This is a genomic window from Pseudomonas sp. AC247, assembly GCF_979258015.1.
Genome location: NZ_OZ409829.1, coordinates 5,495,416 through 5,511,082, shown reverse-complemented (window position 1 = coordinate 5,511,082; position 15,667 = coordinate 5,495,416). Strand labels below are relative to the sequence as shown.

The window sequence follows — 15,667 nt, the reverse complement described above, 5'->3', positions numbered from 1 at the left end:
CTTTGATCGCCCCCGTCTCCCGGCGGTTTTGGGCGGGAGTCTGCCATGAGTTTTGAAACTTTCGGTCAGCCGTTGCTGACCTTTCCCGATGCGGAAAAAAGCCCCCTGAGCATTCGCGCCAAGGCGCTGGTGTTCGTCGATCCGCGCTCGCGTCAGTTGCGTGAAGAACTGGAACAACTGGCACCGCGCTCGATCTCGGTGTTGATCCGCGGCGAGACCGGCACCGGTAAAGAACTGCTCGCCCGCCATATCCATCGCGCCAGTGATCGCAGCGGTTTGTTCGTCTCGGTCAATTGCGGCGCGATCAGCCCGACTTACGCCGATGCCGAGTTGTTCGGCTATGCCGCTGGCACGTTCAGCGGCTCGGCCAGCAGTCGCGCCGGTTGGTTCGGGTCGGCGAATGGCGGCACCCTGTACCTGGATGAAATCGGCGACTTGCCGCTGCCGATCCAGATCAAATTGCTCGCCGCGTTGGAAAACCATGAAGTCACCCGTGTCGGTGCGCATCAGCCGAGTCCGGTCGACGTGCGTCTGGTCGCCGCCACCAGCATTGATCTGGCACAAGCGGTGGACGCCGGGAAATTCCACGAGCGCCTCTATCACTACCTCAGCGAAGGCCATCTCGAACTGCCGGCCTTGCGCGCACGCACCGGCGATATCCTCTCGCTGGCCGAATATTTTCTCGGCATCTACAGCCAGCGTCTGGATCTGCCGGTGCCGCTGATCAGCGAAGCGGCGCAGCACGTGCTCGAACAACACAGCTGGCCGGGCAACACCCGCGAGCTGGAAAACGTCATTCACTTTGCCTTGTTGGTGAGCACCGGCGACGAAATCCTCCCGGAACACCTGAACCTGCCGCCGCTACTGACGCAGATCGAGGCCCAGATCAACCAGATCATCGCCACCGGCTCCACGGCTGACCAAGCCGCCCTCAAAAAACTCCTGAAAAACACCGGCCTCCTGTAGGAGCTGGCGAAGCCTGCGATCCTTTGATCTTGCTTTTCAACGTTTTAACTTGTTGAAAATCCAAAGATCGCAGCCTGCGGCAGCTCCTACATGTCTAGCCTGCGTGTATGAGCAAAATGGAATAACAACGTGAATAAACGTTATTGTCCGGGAATAAAAAATCCCGGTATTGTCCGCTTCACGCCAGAGATAGCACTTCACTGGCACTCGTATTAAATGCCGTCGCCATTTGCGACCGTGATTTTCGATAAGGACACTGCATGAAAAAGGTTCTGTTGTTTACCGCATTGGCGGCCGCTCTGACTGCTTCTTTGGCCAACGCCGGCGAGAAACTGGTGGTTGCCGCGACCCCGGTCCCGCACGCTGAAATTCTTGAGCTGATCAAACCGACCCTCGCCAAAGAAGGCGTGGATCTGGAAATCAAAGTGTTCACCGACTACGTTCAGCCGAACGTACAAGTGGGCGAGAAGCGTCTGGACGCCAACTACTTCCAGACCCTGCCGTACCTGAACAGCTTCAACCAGGGTAAATACAAGGACGACAAGTCCAAGTACCTGGTGACCGTGCAAGGTGTGCACGTTGAACCGTTCGGTGGCTACTCGAGCAAGTACAAGACCCTGGCTGAACTGCCGGACGGCGCGACCATCGCCATCCCCAACGAAGGCAGCAACAGCGGCCGTGCGCTGATCCTGCTGCAGAAGGCCGGCCTGATCGAGCTGAAAGACCCGAAAAACGCTCTGGCAACGCCGAAAGACATCGCCAAGAACCCGCACAACTTCAAGTTCAAGGAACTGGAATCGGCGCTGCTGCCACGCGTTCTGAAGGAAGTTGATCTGGACATGATCAACACCAACTACGCGCTGGAAGCCAAGTTGAACCCGCAGAAAGATGCGCTGGTGATTGAAGGTGCTGACTCGCCGTACGTGAACTTCCTGGTGGCCCGTGAGGACAACAAGAACAGCGACGCGATCCAGAAACTGGCCAAAGCCCTGACCAGCCCGGAAGTCAAAGCGTTCATCGAGAAGAAATACAACGGCGCGGTACTGCCGGCGTTCTGATTTGACGCTTGAACCACCCCCTTCAAGGTGTGAAAACGCCGATGGCCAGCGATGGGCATCGGCGTTTTTGTGTGTGCTGGATTTGTAAATTCACAAAATCAGCAGCCAGAAGCAAAAGATCGCAGCCTTCGGCAGCTCCTACAGGGAAATGAACACCTGTAGGAGCTGCCGAAGGCTGCGATCTTTTGATCTTTATTGCTCAGGCCACACCAGCCTTCAACGCCCGGCGCAACGCCACCAACAATTTCACAATCTCCTGCGGATCCAGTCGCTGCGGCACTTTTACGTCCATGTTGTCTTCCTTGTAATGGGTTCGGCCGGGGAGTCTGGCCAAAAGCTGTTCGTCCTTGGAGGGCTTTTATGAAAAAAAGATCCTTCCTACAGCGCTAGGGAAAATAGCCTTCTTCTTTCTTCCCGGCAAATCCACAGGATAGTTTTTTGGGTGATATCAATATGCTTTAACGGTATTTAAATTCTTGTTTTTATACCTATAAAGTCGGTGCTTGCCGGGCAGCCATCCGCTGTCCACGGACTGCACCACCGTCGCTTACCGAGCGACGTCCAGGACGTTTCATGACCTTCGATTACGTTTTTATCCTCAGCACCCTGCCGGCGTTTCTCAAAGCCGTGGGCGTGACGCTGCAGGTGGGTTTTATCGCCATTGGCACCTCATTGCTGGTGGCGCTGCTCAACGCGACGATTCTGGTGTTCCGCACGCCTTACCTGCAAAAACTGGTTGGCCTGTACGTTGAGCTGGCGCGTAACACGCCGCTGCTGATCCAGTTGTTCTTCGTCTACTTCGCCTTGCCGGCAGTGGGAATCCAAGTGTCCGGTTTCACCGCTGCGATCATCACCATGACCTTCCTCGGCGGCGCCTACCTCACCGAAGTGCTGCGGGCCGGCGTCGATGCGGTGCCGCAGGCGCAACTGGAGTCCGGGCGTTCCATCGGCCTGTCCCACGGTCAGTTGCTGCGCTACGTGATCCTGCCGCAAGCGGGGATCCTCAGCCTGCCGTCGTTGTTCGCCAATTTCATTTTTCTGCTCAAGGAAACCACCGTGGTCTCGGCGGTGGCGGTGCCAGAAATTCTCTACACCACCAAGAGCTACATCGCGCTCTATTACAAAACCTACGAAATGCTCGCCGTGCTGACACTGATCTGCGTGCTGTTGTTCTTGCCGCTGTCGCTGTTGCTCAGCCGTCTGGAAAGGAGGCTCCAGCATGGCCAGTTCGGGTCTTGAACTGCTCTGGGTGTCGTTGCCGCAAATGGCCAAAGGCGCCGGGCAAACCTTGTCGATCTCGTTTCTGAGCATCGCCATCAGTACCGTCGGCGGCGTGCTCTACGGCGTGTTGCGCACGCTCAACGTGACGTGGCTTAACGCGATTCTGCGGGTGTATCTGGAGCTGTTCCGGGCGATTCCGGTGCTGGTCTGGTTGTACCTGTTGTTCTTCGGCTTGCCGATTTTCTTCGGCCTGAGCATTCCGAGTTTTTGGTGCGCAGTGCTGGTGCTGTCGCTGTGGGGCGCCAGCGAGGTCGGCGAAGTGGCGCGCGGTGCGCTGCATTCGTTGCCGCGCGGGCAGCGTGAAGCGGGGCTGTCGATTGGCCTGAACGCCGCGCAACTCTACGGCTACGTATTGCTGCCGCAAGCGCTGAAACGCATGACGCCGCCGACCATCAACGTCTACACGCGGATCATCAAGACCAGTTCGCTGGCGGTGTTGATCGGTGTGGTGGATGTAATCAAGGTCGGCCAGCAGATCATCGAACGCACCTACGAATCGGTGCTGATCTACGGCGCGCTGTTTCTGTTTTTCTTTTTCATCTGCTACCCGCTCTCGGCCGCTTCGCGCGTGCTGGAGCGGCGCTGGACACAAGCATGAGCGCATTGATCGAGTTTCACGGTTTCAACAAATTCTATGGCGAGCAGCAAGTGCTCAACGGCATTGATCTGCAGGTGCAGAGCGGTGAAGTGATCGTCATCCTCGGCCCCAGCGGTTGCGGCAAAAGCACCTTGCTGCGTTGCCTCAATGGTCTGGAAGAGGCGCACAGCGGCAGCCTGAAATTTGTCGGCCGCGAGCTGCTGGACAAGGCCACCGACTGGCGCGAGATCCGCCAGCAGATCGGCATGGTTTTCCAGAGCTATCACCTGTTCCCGCACATGAGCGTGCTCGACAATTTGCTGCTCGGCCCGCTGAAAGTGCAAAAGCGTCAGCGCCGCGAAGCGCAGCAGCAAGCCGAGGCGTTGCTTGAGCGCGTGGGACTTCTGGACAAGCGCGACGCCTTCCCGCGTCAGCTCTCCGGTGGTCAGCAGCAACGTATCGCCATCGTCCGTTCGCTGTGCATGAACCCGCGCGTGATGCTCTTCGATGAAGTCACCGCCGCCCTCGACCCGGAAATGGTCAAGGAAGTCTTGCAGGTCATCCAGGGCCTGGCCCGCGAAGGCATGACCCTGTTGATCGTCACCCACGAAATGGCCTTCGCCCGCGCGGTGGCTGACCGCATCGTATTCATGGATGCCGGGCGCATCCTTGAACAGACCCCACCCGAGATTTTCTTTACGAACCCGCAAACCGCACGCGCGCAGCAGTTTCTGGAGAAGTTCTCCTTCGTTGCAACACTGCCAAAAACGAATCCGACAAAGGAACTGGAACTGTTATGAAAACTGCCGCTTTTTTACTGCCCCTACTGAGCCTCGCCTTACTTGCCGGTTGCAGCAAAACCGAAGAACCGCCAAAGCCGAAAGTCGCCAGCGAAAGCACCGCGCCGGCGGGCTACCTGGACAAGATCAAGGCCCGCGACAAACTGATCGTCGGCGTGTTTACCGACAAGCCGCCGTTCGGTTTTGTCGATGAGGCCGGGCGTTACGTCGGCTTTGATACCGACATCGGCCGGCGTTTCGCCAAGGATCTGCTCGGCGATGAAAACAAGGTCGAGTTCGTTGCCGTCGAACCGGCGAGTCGCATTCCGTTTCTGCAGAGCGACAAGGTCGACCTGATCCTCGCCAACATGACCGTGACGCCGGAGCGCAAGGAAGCGGTGGAATTCACCAACCCGAATCTCAAGGTCGCAGTGCAGGCGCTGGTGCCGCAGAGCAGCTCGGTGAAAAATCTTGATGACCTGGCGACCCGCACCACCATCGTCACCACCGGCACCACCGCCGATATCTGGCTGACCAAGAACCACCCTGACTGGAAACTGCTCAAGTTCGAAAAGAACTCCGAGTCGCTGCAAGCCCTGGCCAATGGCCGTGGCGATGCCTACGCGCAAGACAACCTGGTGCTGTTCAGTTGGGCCAAGCAGAACCCGGGCTACCGCGTGCTGGATGACAAGCTCGGCGCCGAGGCACCGATCGCGCCGGCGGTGAAGAAGGGCAATATCGAATTGCGTGACTGGGTGAATACCGAGTTGACCAAGCTGGGTGAGGAGAAATACCTGCTCAAGCTGTATGACCAATATGTGCGTAAAGAACTGAGCGATGACACCAAGCCTGAGAGCGTGATTGTTGAAGGCGGCAAGTGGCAGGGCTGATTTGCAGGGATGATCGTTCCCACGCTCCGCGTGGGAATGCCTCTGGGGACGCTCCGCGTCCAGTGACGCGGAGCGTCACGGCTGCATTCCCACGCAGAGCGTGGGAACGATCAGTGGGGAGTCAATCCGGCCAATGCCACGCCGGCTCATCCAGCACCCGCTGCTCGACCATCCCGGTCTGGCCCAGGGTTTTCTCCAGCACGATGCAATTGCATTCTGGATCTTCCTGCAACGCCGATATCAACCGCCGTGCATGCGACACCACCCACACCTGACACTGCTCCGAGGCACGGATAATCAATCGCGCCAGTGCCGGCAGCAGATCCGGGTGCAGACTGGTTTCCGGTTCGTTCAACACCATCAGCGATGGCGGCCGTGGCGTCAGCAATGCCGCGACCAACAGCAAATAGCGCAACGTCCCGTCCGACAACTCCGCCGCCGACAATGGCCGCAACAATCCTTCCTGATAAAACTCAATGGCAAAGCGTCCTCCCGCCAACGGCTCGATCCGCAGCCGTGCGCCGGGGAACGCGTCGCTGATGGCGCTCTGCAAAGCCTCGGGATCGCCGATCTCGATGATGGTCTGCAACGCCGCCGCCAGATCGCGGCCATCGTGATGCAGCACCGGCGTGCGCGTACCCAGTTGCGGTTGGCGCACCGGTGCGTCGGCATCGCTGCGAAAGTGATCATAAAAGCGCCAGCGGCGGATGAATTCGCGCATCTGGAACACCTCCGGCGAGCTGCGCAGGCTGCCGACCTGGTCGAACAGGCTGTCGAAGTTCGGCGTGTGCTGCGCCAGCACGTCCCAGCTGCGGTCTTCACGGGCCCGGATCATCGGGCCATTGCGATCCACCAGCAGGCTGGCCGGGCGATACACCGGCCCGGCCCAGATGCATTCGCGTTTGACTTCCGGGTCGAGGGAAAAAAACGAGCGGCTCGGTTCGGGCAAACCCAGGGCGATCGAGTAACTGAAGTCCTCGCCAGCAAAGCCCAGGCGCAGGCGCTTCACGCCTTGACGCACGGTCGGCTCGATCGCCACTTCACCGTTGCGCATGCGCCGGCTGAGGGTTTGCGGCCCGGCCCAGAACGTCGAATCCAGGCCACCCTCACGCGCCAGCGCATTGACCACACCGCCCTGCGCGGTTTCCGCCAACAGGCGCAACGCCCGGTACAGGTTGGACTTGCCGCTGCCGTTGGGGCCGGTGATCAGGTTCAACCGGCCGAGTGGAATCACCAATTTATTGATCGAGCGGTAATTGGCCACCGCCAGAGTCTTGAGCATGAATATCCTTCTCCTGGACGCCCATTGTAGGAGCTGCCGCAGGCTGCGATCTTCTGATCTTTGCAAACAACATCAAAAAATCGCAGCCTGCGGCAGCTCCTACAGGGAAATGTTGTGATCGCGCAGGCGAAGGCGGAACCCTGTTCTAAGCTCACAGTCGTATCGTCACTTGCACGTTCGTACACAGGAAGGAGTCTGCATGGTGAGTCCCGGATTGAAAACAGCGGTCATGCTGAGTCTGTTCACCCTGCTGACCGCCTGCGGCGAGAAAAAAGCCCCTGAGGAATACTTGCCGAGGGTCTTCGTACAGGAAGTCAAACCTACGGATTACGCGGCTTCGGTGACCTTGACCGGTGATGTGCAGGCACGCGTGCAAACTGAATTGTCCTTCCGTGTCGGCGGCAAGATCATCCAGCGCATGGTCGACGTCGGTGACCGGGTCACGGCCAAACAGGTACTCGCCAAGCTCGATCCCAAGGACTTGCAGACCAATGTCGATTCCGCTCAAGCCCAAGTGGTCGCCGAACAGGCGCGGGTGAAGCAGAGCGCAGCGGCGTTCGTCCGTCAGCAAAAACTTTTGCCCAAGGGCTACACCAGCCAGAGCGAATACGATTCCGCGCAAGCCGCCTTGCGCAGCAGTCAGAGCGCCTTGAGCGCGGCGCAGGCGCAACTGGCCAATGCCAAGGATCAACTCAGCTACACCGCGCTGATCGCCGATGCGCCGGGCGTGATCACCGAGCGCCAGGCCGAAGTTGGCCAAGTGGTGCAGGCCACCGCGCCGATTTTCAGTCTGGCCCGCGATGGCGACCGCGACGCAGTGTTCAACGTCTATGAGTCGCTGCTTGCCGAGCGTCCCACGGATAACAAGATCACCGTCAGCCTGCTCGACAATCCCGAGATCAAAACGACTGGCACCGTGCGTGAAGTCACCCCGGCGGTATCCGCGCAATCGGGCACCGTGCAAGTCAAAGTCACCCTCGACAAACTGCCGCCGGGCATGCAGCTCGGTTCGGTGGTCAGCGCCACCGCCAAGGGCACCGGTAAATCAGCCGTCGAATTGCCGTGGTCGGCACTGACCAAAAACATCAGCGACCCCGCAGTGTGGATGGTCGACGACAACGGCGAAGCGCAATTGCACACGGTCACGGTCGGCCGTTACCTGACCGGCAAAGTCATCATCAGCGAAGGCCTGAAGGGCGGCGAGAAAGTCATCGTCGCCGGCGGGCAATTGTTGCACCCGGGGATGAAAGTCGAGATCGCCGAAAACACCTACAAGGATCTGCAACCGGGAGCCCAGCCATGAAGCGTCTTTGGCTATTGCCCATGGCGGTGTTGCTGGCGGCCTGCTCGAAGAAAGAACCGCCGCCCGAGCCGGTTCGCCCGGTGTTGTCGGTGACGGTCGAAGCGTTGAGCGAAGAAAGCCTCGGGCGCTTTGCCGGCAGCATTCAGGCCCGATACGAAAGCAACACCGGATTCCGCGTCGGTGGCCGTATCGCCAGCCGTAATGTCGATGTCGGTGCCGAGGTCGAGAAGGGCACGTTGCTCGCCACCCTCGACCCGTCGGATCAGCAGAATCAGTTGCGCTCGGCTCAGGGCGATCTGGCGAAAATCCAGGCGCAATTGATCAACGCTCAGGCTAACGCTCGTCGCCAGCAGGCGCTGTTCGATCGCGGTGTTGGCGCGCAGGCGCAACTGGACGTCGCCAATACCGACTTGAAAACCACCCAGGCGTCGCTCGATCAGGCTCGCGCTGCGGTCAATCAGAGCAAGGATCAACTCGGCTACACCGAACTGCGTTCCGACCATAAAGCCGTGGTCACTGCATGGAATGCCGAAGCCGGGCAGGTGGTCACCGCCGGCCAGCAAGTGGTGACGCTGGCGCAACCGGACATCAAGGAGGCGGTGATCGATCTGCCCGACACCCTGGTCGATCAGATCCCCAGCGACGTGGTGTTTTCGGTGGCGGCGCAACTTGATCCGAGCATCAACACCACCGCCGTCATTCGCGAGATCGAACCGCAGGCCCAGAGCGCCACGCGCACCCGTCGCGCGCGGCTGACCCTGGCGGATACGCCGGACGGTTTCCGTCTCGGCACGGCGATCAGCGTGACCCTCAGTTCGGCGATCAAACCGCGTATCGAATTGCCCGCCACGGCGCTGCAGGAGGTCGACGGCAAGCCGCGCATCTGGGTGATCGACACACAAAACAAAACCGTCAGCCCTCGCGACGTCAGCGTCATCAGCCGCACCGACAGCACCGTGGTGCTGGCCGGCGGGGTGAAGAACGGCGAGCGTGTGGTCAGCGCCGGCGTCAATAGTCTCAAACCCGGACAATCCGTGAAACTTGACGAGGACAGTCAATGAAAGGCTCTTTCAACCTCTCCGAATGGGCCCTCAAGCATCAGTCTTTCGTCTGGTATCTGATGTTCGTCGGATTGCTCATGGGAGTGTTCTCGTACTTCAACCTCGGACGCGAAGAAGACCCCTCGTTCACCATCAAGACCATGGTCATCCAGACCAAATGGCCGGGCGCGACCCAGGAAGAAACCCTCAAGCAGGTCACCGATCGCATCGAGAAAAAACTCGAAGAGCTGGACTCCCTCGACTACGTGAAAAGCTACACGCGCCCCGGCGAATCGACGGTGTACGTGTACCTGCGCGACACCACCAGCGCCAAGGACATTCCGGAAATCTGGTACCAGGTGCGCAAGAAGATTGACGACATTCGCGGGCAGTTTCCTCAGGGTATTCAGGGGCCGGGGTTCAACGACGAGTTCGGCGATGTCTTCGGTTCCGTGTATGCGTTTACCGCCGACGGACTGACCATGCGCCAGCTGCGCGACTATGTGGAGCAGGCGCGAGCCGAGATCCGCAACGTGCCGGGGCTGGGCAAGATCGAAATGGTCGGCCAGCAGGACGAAGTGATCTACCTGAACTTCTCCACGCGCAAACTCGCCGCGCTGGGCATCGATCAGCGTCAGGTGGTGCAGAGCCTGCAATCGCAGAACGCCGTAACCCCGGCCGGGGTGATCGAGGCCGGTCCCGAGCGGATTTCCGTGCGCACCTCGGGGCAGTTCGCCTCGGAAAAGGACCTCGCCGAGGTCAATCTCAAGCTCAATGATCGTTTTTATCGTCTGGCCGACATTGCTGAGATCAGTCGTGGTTACGTCGACCCGGCGACACCGGAGTTCCGCTTCGACGGCAAGCCGGCGATCGGCCTGGCCATTGCCATGCAGAAGGGCGGCAACGTTCAGGCGTTCGGTAAAGCGTTGCACGAACGTATCGACCAACTCACTGCCGATTTACCGGTCGGTGTTGGCGTGCACACCGTTTCCGATCAGGCCGTGGTGGTCGAAGAAGCCGTTGGCGGCTTTACCAGCGCGCTGTTCGAAGCTGTAATCATCGTACTGGTGGTGAGCTTTATCAGCCTCGGCGTGCGCGCCGGACTGGTGGTGGCGTGCTCGATCCCGTTGGTGCTGGCCATGGTGTTTGTGTACATGGAATACAGCGGCATCACCATGCAGCGGATTTCCCTCGGCGCGTTGATCATCGCCCTCGGCCTGCTGGTGGACGACGCGATGATCACCGTGGAGATGATGGTCACGCGCCTGGAAATGGGCGAGACCAAAGAGCAGGCGGCAACGTTCGCCTACACCTCGACGGCGTTCCCGATGCTCACCGGTACGCTGGTGACCGTCGCCGGTTTTGTGCCGATCGGCCTCAACGCCAGCTCGGCCGGCGAGTACACCTACACGCTGTTTGCGGTGATCGCTGTGGCGATGCTCGTGTCGTGGGTGGTGGCGGTGTTCTTTGCGCCGGTGATTGGTGTGCACATCCTCAGTGCCAACGTGAAACCCCATTCCGCCGAGCCGGGGCGTGTCGGGCGTGCGTTCAATGGCGGTTTGCTGTGGGCCATGCGCAACCGCTGGTGGGCAATCGGCTTTACCGTGCTGCTGTTTGCGCTGTCGATTTTCTGCATGCGTTTTGTACAGAATCAGTTCTTTCCATCTTCCGACCGCCCGGAAATCCTGGTCGACCTGAACCTGCCACAAAACGCCTCGATCGATGAGACCCGCAAGGCTGTCGACAAGCTTGAAGAAACCCTCAAGGGTGACCCGGACATCGTGCGCTGGAGCACTTACATCGGTCAGGGCGCGATCCGTTTCTACCTGCCCCTCGACCAGCAATTGCAAAACCCTTACTACGCGCAACTGGTCATCGTCAGTAAAGACTTCGAAGCTCGCGAGGCCTTGAGCCAACGCCTGCGCGAGCGCCTGCACAAGGAGTTTGTCGGCATCGGCAGTTACGTTCAGGCGCTGGAAATGGGCCCACCGGTGGGGCGTCCGATCCAGTACCGGGTCAGCGGCAAGGACATCGATCAGGTGCGCAAGCACGCCATCGACCTCGCCACCGAACTGGACAAGAACTCGCACATCGGCGAGATCATTTACGACTGGAACGAGCCGGGCAAAGTCCTGCGCATCGATATTGCACAGGACAAGGCGCGCCAGCTCGGGTTGTCGTCCGAAGACGTCGCCAACCTGATGAACAGCATCGTCAGTGGCTCGCCGTTGACTCAGGTCGATGACGACATCTACCTGATCAATGTGGTCGGGCGCGCGGTGGATTCCGAACGCGGTACACCGGAAACCCTGCAGAATCTGCAGATCGTCACGCCGAGCGGCACGTCGATTCCGCTATTGGCATTCGCCACTGTGCGCTATGAACTGGAGCAGCCGCTGGTGTGGCGTCGCGACCGGTTGCCGACCATCACCATCAAGGCCTCGGTGCGTGACGAAATCCAGCCGACCGACCTGGTGAAAGTCCTCAAGCCGTCGATTGACGCCTTCGCCGCCAAGCTGCCGGTCGGTTACAAAGTCGCCACCGGCGGTACGGTCGAGGAAAGCGGCAAGGCCCAGGGGCCGATTGCCAAGGTGCTGCCGCTGATGCTGTTTCTGATGGCGACCTTCCTGATGATCCAGTTGCACAGCGTGCAGAAGATGTTCCTCGTCGCGAGTGTCGCGCCGCTGGGGCTGATCGGCGTGGTGCTGGCGCTGGTGCCGACGGGCACGCCGATGGGCTTTGTGGCGATTCTGGGGATTCTGGCGCTGATCGGCATCATCATCCGTAACTCGGTGATTCTGGTGACGCAGATCGATGAGTACGAGAAGAAGGGTTATGAACCGTGGGACGCGGTGGTGGAAGCCACCGAGCACCGCCGCCGACCGATCCTGCTGACCGCTGCGGCGGCGAGCATGGGCATGATCCCGATTGCCCGGGAAGTGTTCTGGGGGCCGATGGCCTACGCGATGATTGGCGGGATCGTGATTGCGACGTTACTGACGCTGCTGTTCCTGCCGGCGCTGTATGTGGCCTGGTACAAGATTCGCGAACCGAAAAAAGACGCGGCCTAAGGCAAAAGCAAAAGATCGCAGCCTGCGGCAGTTCCTACATATCACCCCATGTAGGAGCTGCCGCAGGCTGCGATCTTTTGCTCTTCAACCCACACGCCGCCAGACACTGGCCAACCAAGGCTGCTGCTCGCGCGGCAGCCCCGCCGGCCGGAAGTAATGCTCCAGCTCGACAAACCCCGCTGCCGTCAACAACCCGCGCCACGCCTCCAGATCGTGATACGAGCCATACCGTGGCCCGTTCCAGCCCTCACGGTTGTCCCCACGCGGATTCGAACTGAACAACACCCCACCGGGCTTCAACGCGCCATGCAATTGCTTGAGCACTCGCGGCAACTCCTGCAACGGCACATGAAACAGCACCGCATTGGCAAAAATCCCGTCAAAGCGTTCAGCCGGCAGATCCAGCTTCAGAAAGTCCTGCTGCAACACCTCACAGCCACTGTCCTCGCGCGCCATCCGCGCAAATTCCTGCGAACCGTCCAGCCCGACCGCAACGTGACCCATGCGCGTGAACGTCTGCAAATCCCGGCCCGGCCCGCAACCGAAATCGAGAATCGTCAACGGCGCCGTGCCCTGAATATGTCGCAACAATGCATCGATGTTCTGGCTGACATCGTGATCGCGGGTGCCTTCACGGAAGTCTGCGGCCACCGAGTTGTAATGGCCGAGGGTGGTGGCGGTGATCTGCTCGAGGTCGGTGGGGGTTTGCTTCATGGTCGGCTGCACGTTCAGGTAAAGATGTGCCGACTATAAGCGAAAAGATCGTAGCCTGCGGCAGCTCCTACATTGGAATGTGTTGCCTATGTAGGAGCTGCCGCAGGCTGCGATCTTTTGATCTTGCCTCAGCGCTTGTTCAACCCCCGCGCCAACCGATCCCCACCCAACTGAATCAGCGCCACCAACGCCACCAGCAACACGATCACCGTCAACATGATCTGGCTGTCAAAGCGCTGATAGCCGTAGCGGTAAGCGATATCCCCCAGCCCACCCGCACCAATCGCCCCGGCCATCGCCGAAGAGTTGATCATCGTCACCAGCGTAATCGTGAACCCGCCCACAATCCCCGGCAGCGCCTCAGGCAACAGCACATGCCAGACAATGTGCCAACGCCGGCATCCCATCGCCTGCGCCGCCTCGATCAAACCATGATCGACCTCACGCAGACTCACTTCGGCAATCCGCGCAAAGAACGGCGTCGCCGCGATCGTCAGCGGCACCACGGCCGCCCAGACGCCATACGTTGTCCCGACAATCAACCGGGTAAACGGAATCAGCGCGACCATCAGAATCAGAAACGGGATCGAGCGAAACAGGTTCACGAACGCGCCCAGCGCGCGGTTCAGCACCGGCGCTTCGTAGATCCCGCCCTTGTCGCTGGTGACCAGAATCACCGCCATCGGAATGCCCATCAGCAGGGCGATCAGCGACGACACACCGACCATCAGAAACGTGTCGATAAACCCCTGCCACAAGCGATCAAGCCACATAACCCAATACCTCCACTCGTTGCGCCCATGGCGTGGCACGCTCGCGCAATTGCTCGGCGCTTGACGCTGAGCCGCTGACGGCTAACAGCAGTTGCCCCAGCGCGTGCCCCTGAATCCGTTCGACGCCGCCCTGCAGCAGCTTCACCCGGCCGCCGAGAGCGGTGAACAGCGCGGCCAGATCCGGTTCGTCGCGGGCGCTGCCGGTGAACTGCAAACGCAGCACCACGGCTGCGTCGGAGGAGGGCGGCTGCGGGTGCAAACGGCTCTGCAATTCTTCCGGCAAGGCGTGCTGCAACGGCGCGAGCAAGGTCTGGCTGACCTCGTGCTGCGGATTGCCGAACACTTCCCACACCGGGCCTTGCTCGACGACGCGGCCATGCTCAAGCACGACGACGCGGTCACAGATTTCGCGGATCACCGCCATTTCGTGAGTGATCAGCACGATGGTCAGGCCCAGGCGTTGGTTGATCTCGCGCAGCAGGCCGAGGATCGACTGGGTGGTCTCCGGGTCGAGCGCCGAAGTGGCCTCGTCGCAGAGCAAGATATCGGGGTCATGCACCAGTGCGCGGGCGATGCCGACGCGCTGTTTCTGCCCGCCGGAAAGCTGCGCCGGATAGGCTTTGTGCTTTTCTTGCAGGCCGACCAGTTCGAGCAATTCGCGAACTTTTTTATCGCGTTGCTCTTTGGGAACGCCAGCGACTTTCAGCGGCAGTTCGACGTTCTGCCAAACGGTCTTGGCCGACATCAGATTGAAGTGCTGGAAGATCATGCCGATGCGTCGACGCAGCGCCACGAGGCGGTCTTCATCGAACTCGCCGATGTCGATCTGATCAATCAGCACCCGCCCCGAAGTCGGTTGTTCCAGGCGATTGATCGTGCGGATCAGCGACGACTTGCCGGCGCCACTGCGGCCGATGATGCCGAACACTTCACCGCGCTGAATCGCCAGATCAATGCCTTGCAACGCGGCGACCGGGCCTTGTCGACCGTTGTAGGTTTTGCCCAGCCCGATGAAGCGCACATGAGCGCGATTCAGTTCCGGATGCAGTTCGGTTTTTTCAGCATTGTGTGGCTCTGGAATATCCAGTCGCCGTTGGATCGCGGCCGTCATGCTCAGCTTTCCCAACCGGCTTGATACAGCTTGCCGTGGGCCTTATCCAGCGCTGCACGAACGGCCGGCGAATGCTGGTAGATGTCGACGAATTTGATCAGGCGCGGGTCGGTTTTGCTCTTCGGCTGGATGACGAACTGGATCACGTATTCCTTGTGGTCGAGGCCGTCGAAGAGCAGCGCGGAACCGGCATCGAAGGTCTTCGCCAAGCGAATGTAGGCCGGATAACCCTGGACCAGATCGGCGTCGTCATAGGCACGTACCAGTTGCACGGCTTCGACTTGCAGAATCTTGATTTTCTTCGGGTTGGCGATGATGTCGTCTTCGGTGGCCTTGTAGCCGACGCCCGGTTTCAGCGTGATCAAACCGGCCTTGGCCAGCAATTGCAGACCACGGCCGCTGTTGATCGGGTCGTTGGCGATGGCGACGCTGGCGCCTTCTGGCAGCTCATCAAAGCTTTTGTATTTTTTCGAGTAGAGGCCGACGTTGTTGATGATCCCCGGCGCGAACGGCACCAGGTCGAAACCTGACGCAGCCCTGGCGTTTTCGAGGAACGGGATGTGCTGAAAGTAGTTCACATCGATGTCGCCGGCGGCGAGGCTGACGTTCGGTGCAATCCAGTCGGTGAACTCCACCAGCTCGACTTTCAGGCCTTGTTTGGAGGCCTCTTCGACGGCGGCTTCCAGCGGGATGGCGAAGGCGGCGGTGGTGCCGATTTTCAGTGGGGCGTCGGCGGCGAAGATTGTCGAGCTGAACAGGCCGAGGGCCAGGGCCAGTGCTTTGACTGGGTGGGACAGGGTTTTCTTGGTCATGATGGTTTTC

The 15,667-nt window shown here is 59.9% G+C and carries 14 protein-coding genes; 9 read left to right on the top strand and 5 right to left on the bottom strand.

Annotated elements, in window-relative coordinates; genetic code table 11:
• Positions 1-45: 45 nt before the first annotated feature.
• The 6 genes from ACZZ0B_RS25005 (at position 46) to ACZZ0B_RS24980 (ending at position 5,551) form a co-directional block, all read left to right on the top strand.
• Positions 46-966: a sigma 54-interacting transcriptional regulator gene (locus ACZZ0B_RS25005; protein ID WP_463546466.1), complete on the top strand. Its 921-nt coding sequence runs from the start codon at positions 46-48 to the stop codon at positions 964-966.
• 260 nt (positions 967-1,226) lie between these two features.
• Complete coding sequence (locus ACZZ0B_RS25000) at positions 1,227-2,024, top strand: MetQ/NlpA family ABC transporter substrate-binding protein (protein ID WP_007918708.1); 798 nt, start codon at positions 1,227-1,229, stop codon at positions 2,022-2,024.
• Positions 2,025-2,597: 573 nt separating this feature from the next.
• Positions 2,598-3,263: an amino acid ABC transporter permease gene (locus ACZZ0B_RS24995; RefSeq protein WP_463546465.1), complete on the top strand. Its 666-nt coding sequence runs from the start codon at positions 2,598-2,600 to the stop codon at positions 3,261-3,263.
• Positions 3,244-3,903, top strand: a complete 660-nt coding sequence (locus tag ACZZ0B_RS24990) for an amino acid ABC transporter permease (RefSeq protein WP_463546464.1) — start codon at positions 3,244-3,246, stop codon at positions 3,901-3,903. Before ACZZ0B_RS24995 ends, ACZZ0B_RS24990 begins: the two co-directional genes overlap by 20 nt.
• Positions 3,900-4,682 carry an amino acid ABC transporter ATP-binding protein gene (locus tag ACZZ0B_RS24985; protein WP_158830843.1) on the top strand — a complete coding sequence of 261 codons (783 nt, stop codon included), beginning with the start codon at positions 3,900-3,902 and terminating at the stop codon, positions 4,680-4,682. Before ACZZ0B_RS24990 ends, ACZZ0B_RS24985 begins: the two co-directional genes overlap by 4 nt.
• Complete coding sequence (locus ACZZ0B_RS24980) at positions 4,679-5,551, top strand: transporter substrate-binding domain-containing protein (RefSeq protein WP_212546434.1); 873 nt, start codon at positions 4,679-4,681, stop codon at positions 5,549-5,551. Before ACZZ0B_RS24985 ends, ACZZ0B_RS24980 begins: the two co-directional genes overlap by 4 nt.
• A 121-nt stretch (positions 5,552-5,672) precedes the next feature.
• Here ACZZ0B_RS24980 and ACZZ0B_RS24975 read toward each other — a convergent pair whose 3' ends face one another.
• Positions 5,673-6,833 (bottom strand): AAA family ATPase, encoded by a 1,161-nt coding sequence (locus ACZZ0B_RS24975; protein ID WP_463546463.1) that lies wholly within the window; start codon positions 6,831-6,833, stop codon positions 5,673-5,675.
• Between the two features lie 199 nt (positions 6,834-7,032).
• Between ACZZ0B_RS24975 and ACZZ0B_RS24970 the strand changes: the two genes are divergently transcribed.
• Genes ACZZ0B_RS24970 through ACZZ0B_RS24960 form a run of 3 tightly spaced genes read left to right on the top strand, consistent with a single transcriptional unit; the run spans position 7,033 to position 12,247 of the window.
• Complete coding sequence (locus ACZZ0B_RS24970; protein ID WP_008083590.1) at positions 7,033-8,136, top strand: efflux RND transporter periplasmic adaptor subunit; 1,104 nt, start codon at positions 7,033-7,035, stop codon at positions 8,134-8,136.
• Positions 8,133-9,197, top strand: coding sequence for an efflux RND transporter periplasmic adaptor subunit (locus tag ACZZ0B_RS24965; protein ID WP_008083593.1), 1,065 nt, complete (start codon positions 8,133-8,135; stop codon positions 9,195-9,197). Before ACZZ0B_RS24970 ends, ACZZ0B_RS24965 begins: the two co-directional genes overlap by 4 nt.
• Positions 9,194-12,247, top strand: a complete 3,054-nt coding sequence (locus tag ACZZ0B_RS24960) for an efflux RND transporter permease subunit (RefSeq protein WP_440094777.1) — start codon at positions 9,194-9,196, stop codon at positions 12,245-12,247. The genes ACZZ0B_RS24965 and ACZZ0B_RS24960 overlap by 4 nt, the downstream gene beginning before the upstream one ends.
• An 84-nt stretch (positions 12,248-12,331) precedes the next feature.
• Here ACZZ0B_RS24960 and ACZZ0B_RS24955 read toward each other — a convergent pair whose 3' ends face one another.
• The 4 genes from ACZZ0B_RS24955 to ACZZ0B_RS24940 all read right to left on the bottom strand — a co-directional run bounded on the left by ACZZ0B_RS24955 (position 12,332) and on the right by ACZZ0B_RS24940 (position 15,657).
• Positions 12,332-12,961, bottom strand: coding sequence for a class I SAM-dependent methyltransferase (locus ACZZ0B_RS24955; protein WP_463546462.1), 630 nt, complete (start codon positions 12,959-12,961; stop codon positions 12,332-12,334).
• 128 nt (positions 12,962-13,089) lie between these two features.
• Complete coding sequence (locus tag ACZZ0B_RS24950) at positions 13,090-13,734, bottom strand: methionine ABC transporter permease (RefSeq protein WP_463546461.1); 645 nt, start codon at positions 13,732-13,734, stop codon at positions 13,090-13,092.
• Positions 13,724-14,845 carry a methionine ABC transporter ATP-binding protein gene (locus tag ACZZ0B_RS24945; protein ID WP_463546460.1) on the bottom strand — a complete coding sequence of 374 codons (1,122 nt, stop codon included), beginning with the start codon at positions 14,843-14,845 and terminating at the stop codon, positions 13,724-13,726. The genes ACZZ0B_RS24950 and ACZZ0B_RS24945 overlap by 11 nt, the downstream gene beginning before the upstream one ends.
• Positions 14,846-14,847: 2 nt before the next feature.
• A complete protein-coding gene (locus tag ACZZ0B_RS24940; protein WP_463546459.1) occupies positions 14,848-15,657 on the bottom strand; it encodes a MetQ/NlpA family ABC transporter substrate-binding protein in 810 nt (269 codons plus the stop codon).
• Positions 15,658-15,667 lie beyond the last annotated feature (10 nt).